Annotated in this window: 14 protein-coding genes; 11 read left to right on the top strand and 3 right to left on the bottom strand. The window is 46.3% G+C overall.

The features are described from left to right. Positions 1–83: 83 nt before the first annotated feature. A complete protein-coding gene (locus QUA24_RS17910) occupies positions 84–347 on the bottom strand; it encodes a DUF433 domain-containing protein (protein WP_333039059.1) in 264 nt (87 codons plus the stop codon). Between the two features lie 30 nt (positions 348–377). On the opposite strand from QUA24_RS17910, the gene QUA24_RS17905 reads away from it, so the two are divergent. From QUA24_RS17905 to QUA24_RS17885, 5 genes are all read left to right on the top strand, one after another. After that, positions 378–1,190, top strand: a complete 813-nt coding sequence (locus tag QUA24_RS17905) for an ABC transporter ATP-binding protein (protein ID WP_333231013.1) — start codon at positions 378–380, stop codon at positions 1,188–1,190. A 167-nt stretch (positions 1,191–1,357) separates the two neighbouring features. Next, on the top strand, positions 1,358–2,095 hold the full coding sequence (locus tag QUA24_RS17900) for an ABC transporter ATP-binding protein (RefSeq protein ID WP_333231012.1): 738 nt from the start codon (positions 1,358–1,360) through the stop codon (positions 2,093–2,095). Further along, entirely contained in the window at positions 2,092–2,952 is an 861-nt protein-coding gene (locus QUA24_RS17895) for a DMT family transporter (protein ID WP_333231011.1), read from the top strand. The genes QUA24_RS17900 and QUA24_RS17895 overlap by 4 nt, the downstream gene beginning before the upstream one ends. Positions 2,953–3,125: 173 nt before the next feature. Further along, positions 3,126–6,941 carry a cobaltochelatase subunit CobN gene (cobN, locus tag QUA24_RS17890; RefSeq protein WP_333231010.1) on the top strand — a complete coding sequence of 1,272 codons (3,816 nt, stop codon included), beginning with the start codon at positions 3,126–3,128 and terminating at the stop codon, positions 6,939–6,941. 85 nt (positions 6,942–7,026) lie between these two features. Continuing rightward, positions 7,027–8,688: a hypothetical protein gene (locus QUA24_RS17885; RefSeq protein ID WP_333231009.1), complete on the top strand. Its 1,662-nt coding sequence runs from the start codon at positions 7,027–7,029 to the stop codon at positions 8,686–8,688. A 105-nt stretch (positions 8,689–8,793) separates the two neighbouring features. On the opposite strand, the gene QUA24_RS17880 is transcribed toward QUA24_RS17885, so the two are convergent. Both QUA24_RS17880 and QUA24_RS17875 read right to left on the bottom strand, forming a co-directional pair. Further along, positions 8,794–9,540, bottom strand: a complete 747-nt coding sequence (locus tag QUA24_RS17880; RefSeq protein WP_333231008.1) for a hypothetical protein — start codon at positions 9,538–9,540, stop codon at positions 8,794–8,796. A 17-nt stretch (positions 9,541–9,557) separates the two neighbouring features. Then, positions 9,558–11,684: a M64 family metallopeptidase gene (locus tag QUA24_RS17875; protein WP_333231007.1), complete on the bottom strand. Its 2,127-nt coding sequence runs from the start codon at positions 11,682–11,684 to the stop codon at positions 9,558–9,560. Positions 11,685–12,103: 419 nt separating this feature from the next. On the opposite strand from QUA24_RS17875, the gene QUA24_RS17870 reads away from it, so the two are divergent. The 6 genes from QUA24_RS17870 to QUA24_RS17845 all read left to right on the top strand — a co-directional run bounded on the left by QUA24_RS17870 (position 12,104) and on the right by QUA24_RS17845 (position 17,788). Then, positions 12,104–13,024, top strand: a complete 921-nt coding sequence (locus QUA24_RS17870; RefSeq protein WP_333231006.1) for an NAD(+) kinase — start codon at positions 12,104–12,106, stop codon at positions 13,022–13,024. 236 nt (positions 13,025–13,260) lie between these two features. Beyond that, positions 13,261–13,746, top strand: a complete 486-nt coding sequence (locus tag QUA24_RS17865; RefSeq protein WP_333231005.1) for a hypothetical protein — start codon at positions 13,261–13,263, stop codon at positions 13,744–13,746. A 169-nt stretch (positions 13,747–13,915) separates the two neighbouring features. Further along, positions 13,916–15,892 (top strand): carbamoyltransferase, encoded by a 1,977-nt coding sequence (locus tag QUA24_RS17860; RefSeq protein ID WP_333231004.1) that lies wholly within the window; start codon positions 13,916–13,918, stop codon positions 15,890–15,892. Positions 15,893–15,978: 86 nt separating this feature from the next. Then, positions 15,979–16,386, top strand: a complete 408-nt coding sequence (locus QUA24_RS17855; RefSeq protein WP_333209119.1) for an SxtJ family membrane protein — start codon at positions 15,979–15,981, stop codon at positions 16,384–16,386. Then, positions 16,387–16,551: a DUF5989 family protein gene (locus QUA24_RS17850; protein ID WP_190657062.1), complete on the top strand. Its 165-nt coding sequence runs from the start codon at positions 16,387–16,389 to the stop codon at positions 16,549–16,551. A 4-nt stretch (positions 16,552–16,555) separates the two neighbouring features. After that, positions 16,556–17,788 carry an SGNH/GDSL hydrolase family protein gene (locus tag QUA24_RS17845; protein ID WP_333231003.1) on the top strand — a complete coding sequence of 411 codons (1,233 nt, stop codon included), beginning with the start codon at positions 16,556–16,558 and terminating at the stop codon, positions 17,786–17,788. Positions 17,789–17,794: the final 6 nt, after the last annotated feature.

Genomic DNA, 17,794 nt, shown 5'->3' with positions numbered 1-17,794 from the left:
GGTTTAACTGCTTATCAATCCATTCAAAAAGCTCTCTCTATTGATGGCTCCCTTTTTTCCCCTAGTTGAGCAATTACGAATTTTCATTTGCCAGCTTCCGCCAAGAGAGGTTCGATACGCTCGTGACTAACCAGTCGGTGAGCATAAACTAGACAAGCCTGAATATCTTCTCTTTCTAGCCAGGGATAGCCTTCTAGAATCGTTTCAGGAGTGTCGCCTGCGGCTAACATTCCTAGAATATGCTCAACTGCAAGACGGCGACCCCGAATAATCGGTTTTCCGTTAAATATCTTGGGATTTACTGTGATTCGTTCTAAGAGTTTTTGAGCATCCATAATTTGAGGCATAATTAGATAATCACTATTTTATCATATTTGATGATTTCCGAACCCCTTACCCTCTCAACAAGCAATCCTGTTTTAGCGGCAAAAGGATTAACTCGTCGTTTTGGTGGTTTAATTGCTGTAAACAACGTATCTTTTACAGTTGAAAAACACGAAATTTTTGGATTAATCGGCCCTAACGGCGCGGGCAAGACAACTCTCTTTAATCTAATGACTGGACTGATACCTGCTTCTAGTGGCAACCTGATTTATCAAAATGAAAATATTTCCCAATTGAAGCCTTATCAAATTGCGAATAAAGGTATTGCCAGAACTTTTCAAAATATCCGGTTGTTTGGGGAACTTTCTGCTGTGGAAAATGTGGCGATCGCCCGACACATCCACAGTCGATCGGGCAATCCTGTTTTATCGGTGCTGGCGGGGATTTTCGGCTTGCCAGCATCTAACGCAATGGAACGCAAAACCCAGCGAAAAGCCTTAGAATTGTTGGATTTAGTCGGATTGGGCGATCGCGCGGGCGAACAAGCCAAAAACTTGCCCTACGGCGACCAGAGGCGCTTAGAAATTGCCCGCGCTTTAGCCTTAGAACCGCAAATACTCTTGTTAGATGAACCTGCCGCGGGGATGAATCCCAATGAAAAGCATAAATTAAGTGAATTTATCCGAGAAGTACGCCAGCAATTCAATTTAACTGTAATATTGATCGAGCATCATGTACCGCTAGTTATGGGATTGTGCGATCGGATTGCCGTGTTGCATTTCGGTCAGCTTATTGCTTTGGGAGAACCTGCTGTTGTGAGGAATAACCCGGCGGTAATTGAGGCTTATTTGGGAGATGAAACGTAGAAATTCTAAATGTTTGCCTGCTCTGACGGGGAACGAGTAAAATTAATAGTTAGCCTGAAATGAATCTTCCAGCCATCTGAAGAGTAATTCAGCTATGAGCCAGGTTTCAACCCTGGCCCACTGCTAGAAAAAAGACAGTTTTGTTATCAAAAATCCCGTCAAACAAAATGCAACATAGCCCACCTAAAACAAACAAAAACATCCTCTTAGAACTCAAAAATGTTTCTGTAAATTATGGCGGAATTCAAGCCATACAAAATATTGATCTCACGATTAATGCAGGCGAGGTTGTCAGTCTCATCGGTGCCAACGGTGCGGGCAAAAGTACCACCCTGAGAGCAATTTCTAAAATAGTTAATTTGCGGCAGGGACAAATTCTTTATAGCGGGCGCGATATTAGCCGCCGTCAAGCTCACGAAGTTGTGAAATTGGGAATCGCCCACAGTCCCGAAGGGCGGCGGGTTTTGGCCCAGCAAACGGTGTTAACTAACTTGGAATTGGGGGCCTATATTCGATCGGACTCAGCGGCAGTAAAAGCCGATTTAGAGCGCCAATTTGAGATATTTCCGCGCTTAGCAGAAAGGCGCCGCCAGCTAGCAGGAACCCTCAGCGGCGGGGAACAGCAAATGTTGGCGATCGCCCGCGCGTTGATGTCGCGCCCTAAACTGCTATTATTAGACGAGCCTAGTTTAGGCTTAGCACCTGCGATCGTCAAAGAAATTTTTGTAATTATTCAAAACCTGCGCTCCACAGGCGTTACAATCCTTTTAGTAGAACAAAACGCCAGTTTAGCGCTGCAAATTGCCGATCGGGGTTACGTGCTAGAAGCGGGTAATATTACTCTCACAGGTATTGGAGCAGATTTGCTAAACGACGAGCGAGTCAGGAGCGCATATTTAGGATGACTTGGTTAATTTTGGCAATTTTGAGCGCTTTTTTTGAAGCAGTAAAAGATGTTGTTAGCAAACACAACCTGAAAGCAAACGACGAATATGTCGTAACTTGGTCGCTAACATTTTTTACAGCAGTCTTTTTAACTCCGTTGCTATTTATTATAGAAATACCTCCATTAAACCAACAATTTTGGATAGCTTTGTTAATCGGAGCCAGCATGAACGCAGTCATTGCTCTCCTCTACATTAAAGCCATCAAACTGTCGGATTTATCCCTCGCCGTGCCACTGGTAGCTTTGACGCCCTTATTCATGCTGCTGACCTCACCGTTAATTGTCGGCGAGTATCCCAACTTTTTTGATGGTATTGGAGTTTTTCTCATTGTCATGGGATCTTATCTATTAAACATCAAAGAAAAATCTCAAGGCTACTTAGCCCCCTTCAAAGCACTTCTGCACCAACCAGGGTCAAAATTGATGTTACTCGTAGCTTTTCTCTGGAGTATTACAACAAATTTTGACAAAATCGGCGTGCAAAACTCTTCCCCAATTTTTTGGGTATTCGCTTTATTGACGAGTATGAGCGTCCTATTGCTGCCAGTTTTACTGCACAAAACCTCTAACCCCAAGCGCCAAATTCTCCAATACTTACCGATGCTAATGGCAACGGGCTTTTTCAATGCTTTAGGAGTCATTTTTCAGATGCAAGCTTTGACAATGACTTTAGTCGTTCAAGTAATAGCACTTAAGCGTACCAGCGTATTAATGGGTGTACTGTTCGGCCATTTCATTTTCAAGGAAAAAGATATTCAGGAAAGATTTTTAGGAGCAGCTATCATGATGGGAGGAGTTTTATTTATAACATTATAAATTTTTTATATTTTATGTAATTTGGTTCGCGGCCTCGGAATGCAAGTCCTCTCCAAAATCCTACGACTTGCATTCCGAGGCTGCGGACGCTTTTTTCGTGGCATAATTAAGCCAGATGCTGTGCCTCTGAGACTTCGTTTAATTTCGACTTGTTATATATAGAGGAAAAATTAATGCACAAAATAGCCGCCACACCGGGAGGTTGGAACCCTCAAGCAGAAGGAGTAATTTTTATTCAGCAAACCCCAGCACCAATAGTATTTATTAGTGCTGCTGACACCGACATTCAAACTCTCGCAGTGGCGGCATCCAAAATGCCGGCAGCATTCCCCAAAGTGCGCGCTGTAAACCTGCTTCAATTGCAGCAACAACTAACAATTGACACTTATGCCGAAGAAGTTTTAGAACGCGCCGAGGTCATAATCTTAAGACTTTTAGGAGGGCGTTCTTATTGGTCTTACGGGTTAGAGATTCTGCGGGAAACGGTGCAAAAAACTAACGCCTCACTGATTGTAATGCCGGGAGAAGACAGTCCCGACCCTGATTTAATCAGCCATTCCAATGTATCGCTGTCAGCAGTCAATCAACTTTGGCGCTATTTCACAGAAGGCGGAGTCCAAAACTTTGTTAACGCACTCCAATTTGCCGCCGATACTTGCCTAAAAACTGCTTATAGTCCGCCCCTGCCTCAAACAGTTTCCCGCGTCGGAATTTATGATTGGAAAAAGCAAATTGAATCGTCTCCAACTTGCGGACACGGGGATATTACTTCTACATCTAAAGTCGGGATTTTATTTTATCGCGCTCATTACTTATCAGGAAACTTAGCACCAATTGATGCACTTTGTCAAGCTCTAGCAGAGCGAAACTTAGTACCAGTTCCCGTCTTTGTGTCTTCTCTGCGGGAACCAGATTTGCAAATAGAATTGCTGGAATATTTTCAACCCAAAGAATCAGAACTAATTCAATTATTGCTAAACACTACAAGTTTTGCAGTCTCCGGTTTTAGCAGCCAAGAACCGGAACAAAATAGTTTAAAATCCTTAGATGTTCCTGTATTGCAAGCAATCTTCAGCGGCGGCGGTTTGGGACAGTGGGAAACTGAATTACAAGGACTTTCTCCCCGCGATGTGGCGATGAATGTAGCATTGCCGGAAGTAGACGGAAAAATTATTACTAGGGCTGTTTCTTTTAAAGCGGTACAGACTTGGAACAGCGAATTAGAAACAGATGTAGTAGGCTATGTAGCAGCGGGCAATCGCATTTCATTTGTAGCAGATTTAACCGCGAATTGGGTAAAGATGAAACAAACCCCCGCCGCCAACAGACGCATCGCCATAATTCTCGCAAATTACCCCACTCGCAACGCCCGCTTAGCCAACGGCGTCGGCTTAGATACGCCCGCTAGCTGTGTCGAAATCCTCAAATCTATGCAGCAAGCTGGCTATCAAATTGAAAACATCCCCGCTAGCGGCAACGAGTTAATTGAACTCCTGACTTCTGGCGTGACAAATGACCCGGAAGGACGCGAATTGCGGCCTGTTCATCAATCTTTGGATTTGGCAGAATATGAAGAATATTTTGCTAGTTTGCCGCAGCAAGTACAGGATGGGATTTGTAAAAGATGGGGGCTTCCGGGAAGCTATGCACAAGATTTTATAAGTAACAATAGGTCTTTTCCGATTCCGGGGATTCTGTTTGGGAATGTGTTTGTGGGAATTCAACCATCGCGGGGATATGAAATTGACCCGAGTTTGAACTATCATGCACCAGACTTAGAACCAACTCACAATTATCTAGCTTACTATTATTGGCTACGAGAAAAGTTGGGAATTGACGCTATAATTCATGCCGGAAAACACGGCAATTTAGAATGGCTTCCGGGTAAAAGTATAGCATTGTCTAACAAATGTTATCCAGAAGTGGCATTAGGCGCGATCCCGAACTTTTATCCCTTCATTGTCAACGATCCGGGGGAAGGTTCCCAAGCAAAAAGACGATCGCAAGCTGTGATTATCGACCACCTGACACCGCCGATGACTCGCGCCGAACTCTACGGGCCTTTGCAGCAGTTGGAAACCTTAATTGATGAATATTGCGAAGCCCAAAGTTTAGATCCGTCCAGATTGCCCATGATTCGCGATCGCATTCTCGCCCTCACCAACAAAGAAAACTTAGATAAAGACTTAGGAATACAACTAAATAAATCGGAATTTACAGAATTTATCACCCGCACAGATGGCTATCTTTGCGAACTCAAAGAATCCCAAATTCGTGACGGATTGCACATTTTCGGGCAGTGTCCCGAAGGTAGACAGTTGAGAGATTTGATAATTGCGATCGCCCGCCATCCCACCAACGGGCGATCGGGCTTAACCCGCGCCCTAGCAGAAGACTCAGGCTACGATTTCGATCCGTTAACGGCCGATCCGACATCAAAAATTCAGAACCGCACAGCGGGCGATTTAGTAGAAGAACTCGAAAAAAAAGCCGCTGAATTAGTAGATAATTTAATTGAAAATATCCGCGTTAATCCGTGTTTATCTGCGGTTAAAAATATCCAAATAGGAGAATCAACCCAACAAGAATTAGACTGGATAACTAACTATCTTTTACCTTCCCTCCTCCAAACAAACCAAGAAATTACCAACCTTTTGCGCGGACTAGATGGGCGGCACATACCAAGCGGCGCATCCGGCGCACCCACTCGCGGCCGACCAGATGTATTGCCCACCGGCCGCAATTTTTACTCAGTAGATATCCGCGCCATTCCCACAGAAACCGCCTGGAGAGTTGGCCGAGTTGCTGCTGAAACTTTAATCGAAAGATACACCCAAGAAAATGGCGAATATCCGAAAACTTTGGGTTTGTCAGTGTGGGGAACATCCACCATGCGGACGGGGGGAGATGACATTGCCGAAGCTTTGGCACTGATAGGAGTTCAACCAATTTGGGATGGCCCTTCGCGCCGGGTTGTAGATTTTGAAATCTTGCCTATTTCTGTTTTAGGAAGGCCGCGCGTTGATGTTACTTTGCGAATTTCTGGCTTTTTCCGCGATGCTTTTTTTAATTTAATTGATTTGTTTGACAGTGCGGTAAAAGCTGTGGCTGATTTAGAGGAATCGGCAGAAAATAATCCTTTAGCCGCACAAGTTAAGGAAGAGATTTTGTATTGGGAATCTACAGGTTTAAGTCGAGAAGAGGCGCAAGGGCGATCGCAATTTCGAGTGTTTGGCTCAAAACCAGGTGCTTACGGCGCAGGACTTCAAGGCATCATTGAAGCTCAAAACTGGACAGACGACAGCGATTTAGCAAAAGCTTACATTAATTGGAGCAGTTACGCCTATACCTCCTCTAGTTCCTCAAATTTGCCGGGAGATGTAGCAGGAGTTAAACAGAGTGAATGGGGATGTTCTGCACCCGAAGCATTTGAACAACGCCTCGGCCAAATGCAAATAGTTCTGCAAAACCAAGACAACCGCGAACACGACATCCTCGACTCGGATGATTATTATCAATTCCAAGGCGGAATGACGGCCGCAATTCGCAATTTGCAAGGCAAAAATCCTGAAACCTATTTCGGAGACAATTCGATTCCTGAAAATCCAAAAGTGCGGCCACTGCAGGAGGAAATTGCGCGGGTTTATCGCAGCAGGGCTGTGAATCCCAAATGGATAGAAGGTGCAATGCGACACGGTTATAAAGGCGCTTTTGAAATAGCAGCAACTGTAGATTTTTTGTTTGCTTACGATGCTACGGCAAATTGTGTAGAGGATTTTATGTATGAAGGAATCGCAGAGGCTTACATTTTTGATGAGAAAGTACAGGCATTTATTCAAGAAAACAATCCTTGGGCACTGCGAGATATGGCGGAAAGATTGCTAGAAGCTCGTCAGCGGGGGTTGTGGCAGAGTGCGGACCAGGATACATTGGATAAATTGAGGTCGATCGCCCTGCAAGCCGAAGCAGTTATCGAATCCCATACATAAATACTCAAAAGTCACGATCGCGGCGGCAGACGAATGGGCAGTTTGCGGTAATATCTAGTAATGTTTCGCGATCGCTGAAAGCTTTATGATTCGCCGCTACATTGCTAGCATCAGCACCAGCATCCTCAAACGTACCTGCGCCGCAGCCGCTGTATTAGCCGTAACTTTGGGATGTTCGTCAACGAAGCCTCCCAACACCGCAGCGCCATCGGGTTCGATCGACGAATCCGCAGTCCTAGCGCAGTCCCCAACATCTCTGTTAGCTCAAAACCGCAACAAAACCAGAAAATCCCTCAGCCTTCCCTCTTGCCCGCAAAACGATGCCTTCACGGAGTCAATTAACTTTGCCACCCAAGCTTCTAATTTGGCTCAATCAGCCAATTCCAAACAAGACTGGGACGAAGTAGCGGCCCTGTGGGTGCAGGCCGTCGCTTGGATGCAAGCCGTTCCACCCGGCAGTCCCAGACGGGCGTTTGCGGAGAAAAAAGTAATCGAGTACATGAGAAACCTGGTTTATTCTCAGCAGCAAGCGAGCGCAACCAGATCGCAAGCCAGTACAGTCAGCTTCAGCAGCGATTTGCTAAACGAACAACTACAACTTTACCTATCCTACGTTGCTGCGGTCGGCCCACCAGATGTTTTGATTGTCGGCAGTTCCCGCGCATTGCAGGGCGTCGATCCCAGACAGCTAAAACAATCTTTGGCCCAAAGGGGCCGTCCGGGCTTAAAAGTATTTAACTTTTCAGTCAATGGCGCAACTGCACAAGTAGTTGACTTTCAACTGCGGCGGCTTTTGAAGCCCGGTCATTTGCCTCAAATGATTGTCTGGGCCGATGGTGTGCGGGCATTTAACAGCGGCCGGGACGATCGCACTTTTAATTCGATCGTCGATTCTGAAGGCAGTCAACTTTTAGCCGCAGGCGTTCGCCCCGAACTAGAGTTGGATGAACCGAATGTGATTCCCGAGTGTTACAGATTCCCGCAGCCATGCGATAACAACACTTTCCGCAAAGCATTGGCATCTGTCGATCGACCTTTCAGGGGCGGGGAAGATGCCCAACCCCTATTCCCCACAATCAAATCCCTGTCGAGTGGAACGGGCATCTTGCCCATTGCTGACACCCACCCCCCAATCAAATCCCTGTCGAGTGGAACGGGCATCTTGCCCGTTGCCTCAAATGCTGCAAGATATGAGTTAAAACCGATCGCAGCGAATGCAGCAACTCATAAAGCACAATTGATTCCAGTCTCGCGACGCACAACAGTAGCCATCAGACAACTTAACCAATTGGCAGAATCGATCGACTCCAACGGATTCATGGCGATGTCGGGCAAGTACAATCCCAACACTTATTATCGAGAACGCGCTTACGTTTCAGGTCAGTACGATGGCGACTACAAAAACTTCAACCTCGGAGGCAAACAAGCAGTAGCCTTTAACTCAGTTGTAGCATTTACCAAAGCTCGCAAAATTCCCCTAATTTTCGTCAATTTACCCCTCACCAACGACTACTTAGACGGAACTCGCCTGCGGGCAGAACAGCAGTTCCGGCAACGAATGCAGCAACTCTCGCGACAAAAAGGCTTCGCTTTCCGCGACTTTTCGCAGCGGTGGCCGGGCCGCAATGACTATTTTGTTGACCCCAGCCACCTCAACCGCTTTGGGGCGAGCGCAGTTTCTAGCCTACTCGCGGCCGACTCCAGCATTACATGGCCCCGCCCGAAATCCCGAGGTATGGAAGGGTAATACAATTTTCGATTAAAGAATGGGGAATTTTTCTCGTTACCAGGCAGAGCCCGGTAACGCAGATCCACGGTTCTATTGAGGAAAGAAATTTCCGTCAGAAACAGTTTATTGGAGTGCCTGTTGTAGTTCCCCTTGTAGAGTGTTTGGCAATGTCTCCAAGTGAATGCCCTGGAGTTGAGCGACCTTACGTAGTTGCTCACCAAACTGTATGCTGAGTGGTTCAGCAGTGAGTTCTTGACCTGGAGCACCGCCTTTGGCTCGATAGACGGTGATTTGCAGATCCGGTAGAGATGCCAAGGAGATATCCTGCTGCGGAATCCGAACCGTAAATTCATCGCTCGATAGCTCAGTGATATGATGCATCTGCTGTTCTGGAAGACCATCAGGATATGGTAGTCCTCGCACTTCACCCAGTGTGGGGAGCGAGCCAACCGCTATTAGCGTCTGACCAGAGTTGACTTCATAGAGTACCTCACCTTGTAAGTGCTTCTCCATAGTCAGGGAACCTTCCACTACACGTACACCAATGACAGAAAGTTCTGCGTTCTCAATATGCAAACGCAAACGAATATATTTCTCTTGAGCCAACTGCTGCTGCATGAGCTTGTCTGATTGCTCTACTTGGTCTGGTCTAGCCTGGGTTTCCAACGATACTGGAGCCATCAATCCCATACCCTCTTCTTCTGATATGGCTGACATGAAGCTCAGACCTTCGCTACCAGATCCTGGCTGGCTGGGCATGACTCCCGGTTGAATTTGGGCTACCTCACTCATTTGAGGAAGTTGAACGTTCTCTCTGGAGGAAGGCAGTTCCTCTTCCCTCCTAGATTTGGATGTCAATTTATCAATCATGGTTAGGCTCCTTCTTATTACCAATTGCGACCGTAGTGATAGTTGTGAATCCAGCGGTAGTAAATTTTCTGGAGTGAGAGGACGGGATTTGCTCGGATCATGCCAAACCAGTTTTGGTTATGAACAAATAGATCGCGCTTGCCAGCAACTCCCTCGTAATTACAAGGAATAAACTGGTCAACTGCTCCTAAATTCCATTCGCCGACCCAATCCTCAACCCAATTAGAGCTTAGAGCAGAACCATTGGAAATCATCGTCCCAAGGTATTCCCGCGACCAGTCTTTGCAGTTGTATACAAAGAGATCGACTTTGCCATCACCATTGATATCGGCAATGTAGTGAGAGTCATTTTTACGCATCTGCCAACCAGGAACGCTGTCATCATAACGCTTCACCATGTTCAGGAAAGCACCATTCGAGCTGAGCATCCCCATGTATGCCATCGACCAGTCCTGCCCATTGAAGATATACAGATCCGCTTTCCCATCTCCGTTGAAGTCACCCACATAGTGCTGGTCATTGGGTTTCATTTGCCAGCCCGGTAGAGTATTGTCATAACGCTTCACCATGGATAGGAAGGTACTCTGTGAACGCAGAATGCCTAAATACGGTATGGACCAGTCTGAGCCATTGAACACCCACAAGTCTTCTTTTCCATCTCCGTCGAAGTCACCCACGTAATGCCGATCGTTCTTGCCCATCTGCCAACTGGGGAGGCTACCGTCGTAGCGTTTCACCAGGGAAAATCCTGACCCTGTAGACCTCAACATTCCCAGATAGGGGGTAGGCCACTCCACACCGTTGAAGACAAACAGGTCTTTCTTGCCATCGCCATCAAAGTCAGCCACATAAAAGCGATCGCTCTTTTGGAATTGCCAACCGGGCATCGAGTCATCGTAACGAGCAACCAACTCTAGACCATTGTTGCCATCATCGACAAGCAACCCAAGATATTCCATCCCCCAATCAGTACTATTGTAAATTACGACTTCATCTTTACCGTCCCCATTAAAATCGCCGATATAGAATTGGTCATTCGGTTTAAATTGCCAGGAACCTGGAACTCTTTCCACTACACTAAAAACCATGTCGAGTTTAGAGCCATTGGAGCGGTAGATTTGGATCGAGTTGTCGTTATGAACGAGCAGGTCGTCCTTACCGTCGCCGTTAAAGTCCCCCGCATAGCACTTGGAAAAGGTTCGTCCCGTATACGGGTGATGTTTTTCTTTGAGCGCAGTGTAACATACCGGGCAAAATGGGGGCGAGTTCCCGCGCATGCGACAATTTTCCACTGGTCGGTAAATACCCTTGTCGCGATATTGTGCCCCTTCAAATAGACCCACATCCTGACTACTGCTCCAACCTAACGGTTTCGTTCCCTGATTATGGTTAGTGCAGGCTCCCGAGTTTGGCGAGGCATTGACTCCCGTGGGAACTGGGGTCGCGGGGTTGACAAATCGCCTCCACTTGAGCGTTGCTCGGTTACTATTGACGGTAATATTGACAGATCCTGGCTCTCCACCAATATAAGTGCCTGGTTGGCAGTACTCGTCTGCTAAATTGCCAATCCCATGTCCAAATTCATGAGCCATCACTTCCCAACTTGAGCCAAGGGTAACGTGTTGTTTATTCCCCCACGCGCAGCCACCGAAGCCAGATTCATTGAGGATAATCAAAACAAGGTCGTAATCGGGGACCCAGGTGTTGAGGGCATTTTGAACGAGGGTTGCCGTGTTAGCACCCTCTTCCAACCAACAGTGCGCCCAAGAACCGTTGAAAATGTACCTAAGTGCTGTATTTCGCAGGGTCGTACTGACAATTACGTCATCGCTGGGGTCGGCGGGAGTTCCCTTTTCGTCATAAACTCGCTGGCTGACCCCTGAATCGTTAGAGATCAGGTTGACTCGGTAAATGTTGAAAGCTTGAGCATCTTCATAGAAATAATCATGACCGAACACTCCATCTAGAAGAATCTCTTTGACTTTTTGGTTATAAACGTTCTGGTCGGCTTCTGCGAAGCCGTCTCCAAGGACAGCGATGTTGCGTTTATTTCCTGGAGGACCAGCTTTGAGAATTTGCGTCATGCTATCAGGCATAATTAACGCCTCCTTTATTTCTGCTAGTTGTAGATCAATACTGCTCAAAATAAACTTTGGAAACAATACGACGATCCGCGTATATGATTATGAATAAATTGCAACAAACTACCTTTTGAGTAGCCTCAACCTTTCCAGCACCACCATCACAGCCACCGTCCGGGTTTCCTTGTTATTAGTGGTTACCACCCCACGAGCGGCAGGGCTGTGGTTTATTCAGATAAAAATGTCAGCAAGTTGTTTGATAGCAATCCCAATATCGTCCCAATGATGAATATTTATCAATTTAACCGCAGTGAGTGCGATTTAAATTACAATCAGAAAGGATTAGAGGGAGTTGTCAGTGTCGATAGAGCAGAGGGTTGATGTCATTGCCGTATTTGCCGATCGACAATCGAACATTTTAAGATCTTTCACTCACTCTAAAATCTCACAATCCAAAATCTAAAATCTAAAATCGATAGGTTGTGCAACTAAAACAAGTAATTATCGCCCACAAAGCCAGAGATACCCTCAGCCAGCGGTGGGCAGAACAGTGTGCTCGCCAATTAGAAAGTCGCGGGTGTCACGTTTTAATGGGGCCCAGTGGCCCGAAAGATAACCCGTATCCTGTGTTTTTAGCTTCTAGTAACAGCCCAATTGATTTAGCGGTAGTGCTGGGCGGCGACGGTACGGCCCTAGCTGCCGCGCGGAATTTGGCGGCTGACGGCATTCCGATTTTGGCAGCGAATGTGGGGGGACATCTGGGTTTTTTAACCGAGTCTTTTGAGGATTTCCAAAATACTGAGGAGATTTGGGACAGACTTTCGGAAGATAGGTATGCTGTGCAGAAGCGGATGATGTTGCAGGCAACAGTTTTTGAGGGAAACAGAAGCAATCTCGAACCCCAAAGCGATCGATTTTTGGCACTAAATGAAATGTGTGTCAAACCTGCTTCAGCCGATCGAATGCCGAGCTGTATTCTAGAAATGGAAGTTGACGGCGAAGTAGTCGATCAGTATCAAGGCGACGGTTTAATTGTGGCAACTCCCACCGGTTCGACTTGCTATACCGCATCTGCCAACGGGCCGATTATGCACTCGGGAATGGAGGGGATCGCCGTTACTCCGATTTGCCCTTTGAGTTTATCTAGTCGGGCGATCGTCCTCCCCCCCGGTTCCGTCGTCAGCATTTGGCCTTTAGCAGATTACGAACTCAGTACCAAACTCTGGACAGACGGCATTTTGGGTACTGCAATTTGGCCAGGACAGCGCGTAGACGTGCGGAGGGCGGACTGCGAAGCCAAGTTTATCATTTTGCGGGAAAACTATTCTTATTTCAACACTTTGAGGGAAAAACTTCACTGGGCAGGAGCCCGAATTCGGTACAGCAACAATCACCGCAATTAATCCGAATCATTCAATAGACATCGCAAGAATTGCTAGTCTTGAACAGGCAGGATGCCTGTTCCACCATAATAATGATTGGAGAGGTCTAATATCAACCCGCATTAACCCGTGGGGCCCGTAAGCGTGAAAAAACCTGTTAAATCACCAACAATCTAGATACAAAAACCACCTTCAGCCAACCCATAATCTTTGTACTTTGTTAAGATCGCTCAATATCTTGACAAACAGCCTGATCTATGCAGCTTTTCAAAAAATCAACCCGACCTTTCAACCCTCAAGATACATATCCCTGTCCCGTGTGCCGCACCGGTCAAATTTCCACCCTAGCGCTGATGGACGCCCTAGCTTGCAACTTCTGCCAGCACATTTATACCGCAAGCGTTGAAAGACAATCGCTCCAAATGGCCGATCGCCAACCGCCGGTAACATGGCACTGGAACGGCAAACAGTGGATAGGAGCCCACCTCGAAGGCGTAGAATTCGGATGGCCCTACTGGGCAGCGGCTATTGGTCTAATTTTCCTTCCCACTACCTTGCTGGGGCTTTCAGCTTACTATTTTCCCCCGGTTCCCGGCAGCCGGTTGTCGTGGCTGCCCCTAGCTTGGACAGGCTTAGCTTTTTTGTCCCATTTAGGCATTGTGCTGTGGTTGGTAGGTGAATTTTATCAATTCCCGGTAGTAACTTACTTCAGAGCTTGGGGGCGCAGGATAAGCCGGCGCTAACTTAAATGCTGTCTAATAGCCGATCGTCCGAGGACTTTGCACCGACATCGATCCAGGTAAAATTAGAGGCGATCCCAAAATTCAATTCCCAATCAGCACTTAAGCAGCTATAATCGTTAGCTATTCTAAATAGTCAAAAGCAAACGCATTGCGATTTGTGAGGAGAGCGATGAACATACTTGGAATCTCGGCGTACTATCACGACAGCGCCGCAGCCTTAATTCGCGACGGAGAAATTATAGCAGCAGCGCAGGAAGAAAGATTTTCCCGCAAAAAGCATGACGCCAGATTCCCTAAGAATGCGATCGCTTATTGCTTGAAAGAAGCGAAAATAGATTTGCGGGAACTTGATCGAATAGTCTTTTACGACAAACCTTTAGTCAAATTCGAGCGCCTTCTCGAAACTTATTTAGCCTACGCACCCCAAGGTTTTAGCTCTTTCCTAAAAGCCATGCCAATATGGCTCAAAGAAAAGCTTTACCTCAAAACCATGCTCAAAAGAGATCTGGCAGCAATAGCAAACTGCAAAACAAATAAACTGCCATCTCTGCTATTTACCGAACACCACCAATCCCACGCAGCATCGGCATTTTTCCCCAGCCCGTTTCAAAAAGCAGCAGTTTTGTGCCTCGACGGCGTGGGCGAGTGGGCCACAACCTCGGTTTGGTTGGGAGACGGGAACCAACTTACACCTCAGTGGGAAATCGATTTTCCCCACTCCTTGGGTTTGCTTTATTCAGCTTTCACCTATTACACTGGCTTCAAAGTCAACTCTGGTGAATACAAACTCATGGGTTTAGCACCTTATGGCGAACCCAAGTATGTAGACAAGATTCTCAACTATTTAATCGACCTCAAAGATGACGGAACTTTCCGTTTGGACATGGATTATTTCAACTATACTGTTGGCTTAACCATGACAAACAAGAAGTTTGACGAACTGTTTGAAGGACCGCCACGCCAAGCTGAAGGAAAATTGACTCAGCGAGAAATGGACATTGCGGCTTCGATTCAAGTTGTTACCGAAGAAGTTGTTTTGCGGCTTTGCAGAACAGTTAAAAAAGAATTGGATGTCGATTATCTTTGTCTGGCGGGCGGCGTTGCTCTCAACTGTGTTGCTAACGGCAGACTCTTGCGGGAAGGTATTTTCAAAGATATTTGGATTCAGCCGGCAGCGGGAGATGCTGGTGGTGCTTTGGGCGCGGCTTTGGCGATTTGGTATCAGTATTGCGAACAAACTCGCACTGTGAGCGCCAACTCGACAGCAAATAGTATAGAATCCCTCAAAACTGAACTTGCCACTACAAACGCAGCGGTTGAGGAGAGGACTGAAGTTCTCACTGCCAACCAAGCGGTGGCAACTGTGGCGAAGTCGGTTACTCATTTAACTTGTCACGATCAAATGCGGGGCTCATATTTGGGGCCGAGGTTTACTGACGCAGAAATTCTCGAATATTTGGATGCTGTCAAAGCCAGCTATCACCGATTGGACGATGCTGAATTAATGCCGCAGTTGGCTGAAATTTTGGAACAGGGAAATGTGGTGGGATGGTTCCAGGGGCGGATGGAATTTGGGCCGCGGGCTCTGGGCGGTCGATCGATTATTGGCGATCCCCGCAGTGCTAAAATGCAGTCCGTGATGAACCTGAAAATTAAATATCGGGAATCTTTTCGACCTTTTGCTCCGTCAATCTTAGCCGAACGAGTTGCGGATTATTTCGAGATTGACCATTCTAGTCCTTATATGCTATTGGTAGCACCTGTCAAATCCAGTCTCCGCATTCCGATGACTCCCGAACAAGAGCAGTTGTTTGGCATTGAAAAGCTCAACATTCCCCGTTCCGAGATTCCGGCTGTCACCCACGTCGATTACTCGGCTCGCATTCAAACAGTTCACAAAGAAACTAATCCTCGGTACTATGACTTAATTAGCCATTTTGAAAAGCGATCGGGCTGTTCTATTGTGGTAAATACTTCTTTCAACGTCCGAGGGGAACCCATTGTTTGCACTCCAGAGGATGCTTACCGCTGTTTCATGCGAACCGAAATGGACTATCTGGTTTTGGAAAATTACTTGCTTCCCAAGTCCGAACAAATTCCTTGGAAACAAGATGATGCTTGGAAAAATGAATTTGAACTAGATTAGTCATTAGTCATTAGTCATTAGTTATTAGTTGGAACGAATAACTAATAACTAATTCCCCATTCCCCATTCCCCATTCCCCATTTCTAATGAGCGACGAAATTAAAAAACTCGACAAAAAAGGCTTGCGCGATTTCGGGCTGCTAATTGGCGGCTTGATTGCAGTGCTGTTCGGTTTAGCAGTACCTTTACTGCGGCGGCATTCTCTACCTTGGTGGCCCTGGGCAATCGGCGCAGTCCTAATCGTGCTAGGATTAGTTGCGCCGAAATCGCTGAATCCCATCTATCACGCGTGGATGCGCTTTGGAATTATTCTTAACAAAATCGAAACGCCGATCGTCTTAGGGATAGTTTTTTACCTTATAATTTGGCCGATGGGAGCAATCAAAAAGATTTTCGGCGAAGATGCAATGCGGCGAAAACTAAATCCGAAAATGGATACTTACCGCGTCCCAAGTAAAGAAAGAACCAAAGTTAGTATGGAGCGTCCTTTTTAAGTGTTTGAAGCAACTTTAGATTTTCTCAAAGATTTGTGGGCGTTTATGAAAGAACGCCAAAAGTATTGGCTGTTGCCGCTCATTGTGACTTTAGTCTTTTTGGGAGCTTTGATTGTATTGAGTCAGGGTTCTGTGATTGCTCCATTTATTTACACGCTGTTTTGAAATAATGAGCAAGTTGAAAAATTTGGGTGTCAATTTGGGCTTGACACTCGGTGGTTTATTGATGGGGGTGGTAATTGGCGAAATTGGATTGCGAGTTGCTAAAGTCGAGGGCTATCCAAAAATAGGAGATTTTGTAGACTCGGCGCCAACTCGTTTCCATACTTCCGATCCAAATTTGGGCTGGAAGCTGAAACCGGGCGCGTCGGGGGAGTGGAATGGGGAAGGTGCGAGTTTTGTGCAGGTGAATAGCGAGGGTTTGCGCGATCGTGAACATACAAAAGCAAAACCTCCAAATACTTTGCGCGTTGCGGTTTTGGGCGATTCTTTCACCGAAGCAATTCACGTACCTGTCGAACAAACTTTCTGGTCAAAATTGGAACGAAAGTTAGGCAACTGCGAAACTGTTAAGGGACGCCAAAATGTTGAGGTAATGAATTTCGGGGTGCAGGGCTACGGTACTGCTCAAGAATTGATAATGCTGCGAAAAAAAGTATGGGATTACAATCCTGATATTGTAATTCTTGCTTTTTTTATTGGCAATGATGTGATAAATAATTCGCCGCAATTGGAATACGATCGATACAGACCATTTTTTGCTTATGATGCTAGCGGCAAGTTATTACCGGATATGTCTTTTCGCAATCTGGCGCCGATCAATCGCAACGAAAGAGCAGTTTCTTTCGTAGACCGAATGCCCAGTTTTATCGTCAACAATTCGCGCATTTTGCAGGTCATTAAAAAAGTAGACTTAGATCGGAAAAAGCGGGAGTTATCGGGACACTTTACCACTTTAAGTACCCTGAACCTCAAAGAACCTCAAAATGCAGCTTGGGAAGAGGCTTGGAGGGTGACAGAGGGTTTGATTGTGACGATGCGGAATGAAGTCGTGCAGAAAAATGCCGATTTCTTGGTTGTGACGATCGGCGATCCGATGCAAGTTATACCGGAGACCGAGAGGCGAAAAAATTTCATGAGAAAGAACAACATTCAGGATTTGTTTTATCCCGATAGGCGGCTGGAACAATTGGGCGCGCGCGAGGGTTTTCGGGTACTGAATTTATCCGAACAGATCCAAGGTTACACTGAAAAATATCAAGTCTGCGCCCACGGTTTTGAGAATTCTGTACCCTGTGGGGGTCACTGGAATGAACTCGGACACCGACTGGCTAGTATCCTCATCAACCGAAATTTGTGCGAAAATTTGAAGCAGTCTCAAGTACCCAAAAAACAACCGTAATCAGTC

The organism is Microcoleus sp. Pol12B5 (assembly GCF_036701335.1).
Taxonomy (GTDB): domain Bacteria; phylum Cyanobacteriota; class Cyanobacteriia; order Cyanobacteriales; family Microcoleaceae; genus Microcoleus.
Note: the sequence above shows the minus strand (reverse complement) of the source record. Positions and strands in the feature narration are given on the sequence as shown.

Coding starts and splice junctions, on each gene's coding strand:
- QUA24_RS17910 (WP_333039059.1), bottom strand. CDS start 347: ATGCCTCAAATTATGGATGCTCAAAAACTCTTAGAACGAATCACAGTA.
- QUA24_RS17905 (WP_333231013.1), top strand. CDS start 378: ATGATTTCCGAACCCCTTACCCTCTCAACAAGCAATCCTGTTTTAGCG.
- QUA24_RS17900 (WP_333231012.1), top strand. CDS start 1,358: ATGCAACATAGCCCACCTAAAACAAACAAAAACATCCTCTTAGAACTC.
- QUA24_RS17895 (WP_333231011.1), top strand. CDS start 2,092: ATGACTTGGTTAATTTTGGCAATTTTGAGCGCTTTTTTTGAAGCAGTA.
- cobN (WP_333231010.1), top strand. CDS start 3,126: ATGCACAAAATAGCCGCCACACCGGGAGGTTGGAACCCTCAAGCAGAA.
- QUA24_RS17885 (WP_333231009.1), top strand. CDS start 7,027: ATGATTCGCCGCTACATTGCTAGCATCAGCACCAGCATCCTCAAACGT.
- QUA24_RS17880 (WP_333231008.1), bottom strand. CDS start 9,540: ATGATTGATAAATTGACATCCAAATCTAGGAGGGAAGAGGAACTGCCT.
- QUA24_RS17865 (WP_333231005.1), top strand. CDS start 13,261: ATGCAGCTTTTCAAAAAATCAACCCGACCTTTCAACCCTCAAGATACA.
- QUA24_RS17860 (WP_333231004.1), top strand. CDS start 13,916: ATGAACATACTTGGAATCTCGGCGTACTATCACGACAGCGCCGCAGCC.
- QUA24_RS17855 (WP_333209119.1), top strand. CDS start 15,979: ATGAGCGACGAAATTAAAAAACTCGACAAAAAAGGCTTGCGCGATTTC.
- QUA24_RS17845 (WP_333231003.1), top strand. CDS start 16,556: ATGAGCAAGTTGAAAAATTTGGGTGTCAATTTGGGCTTGACACTCGGT.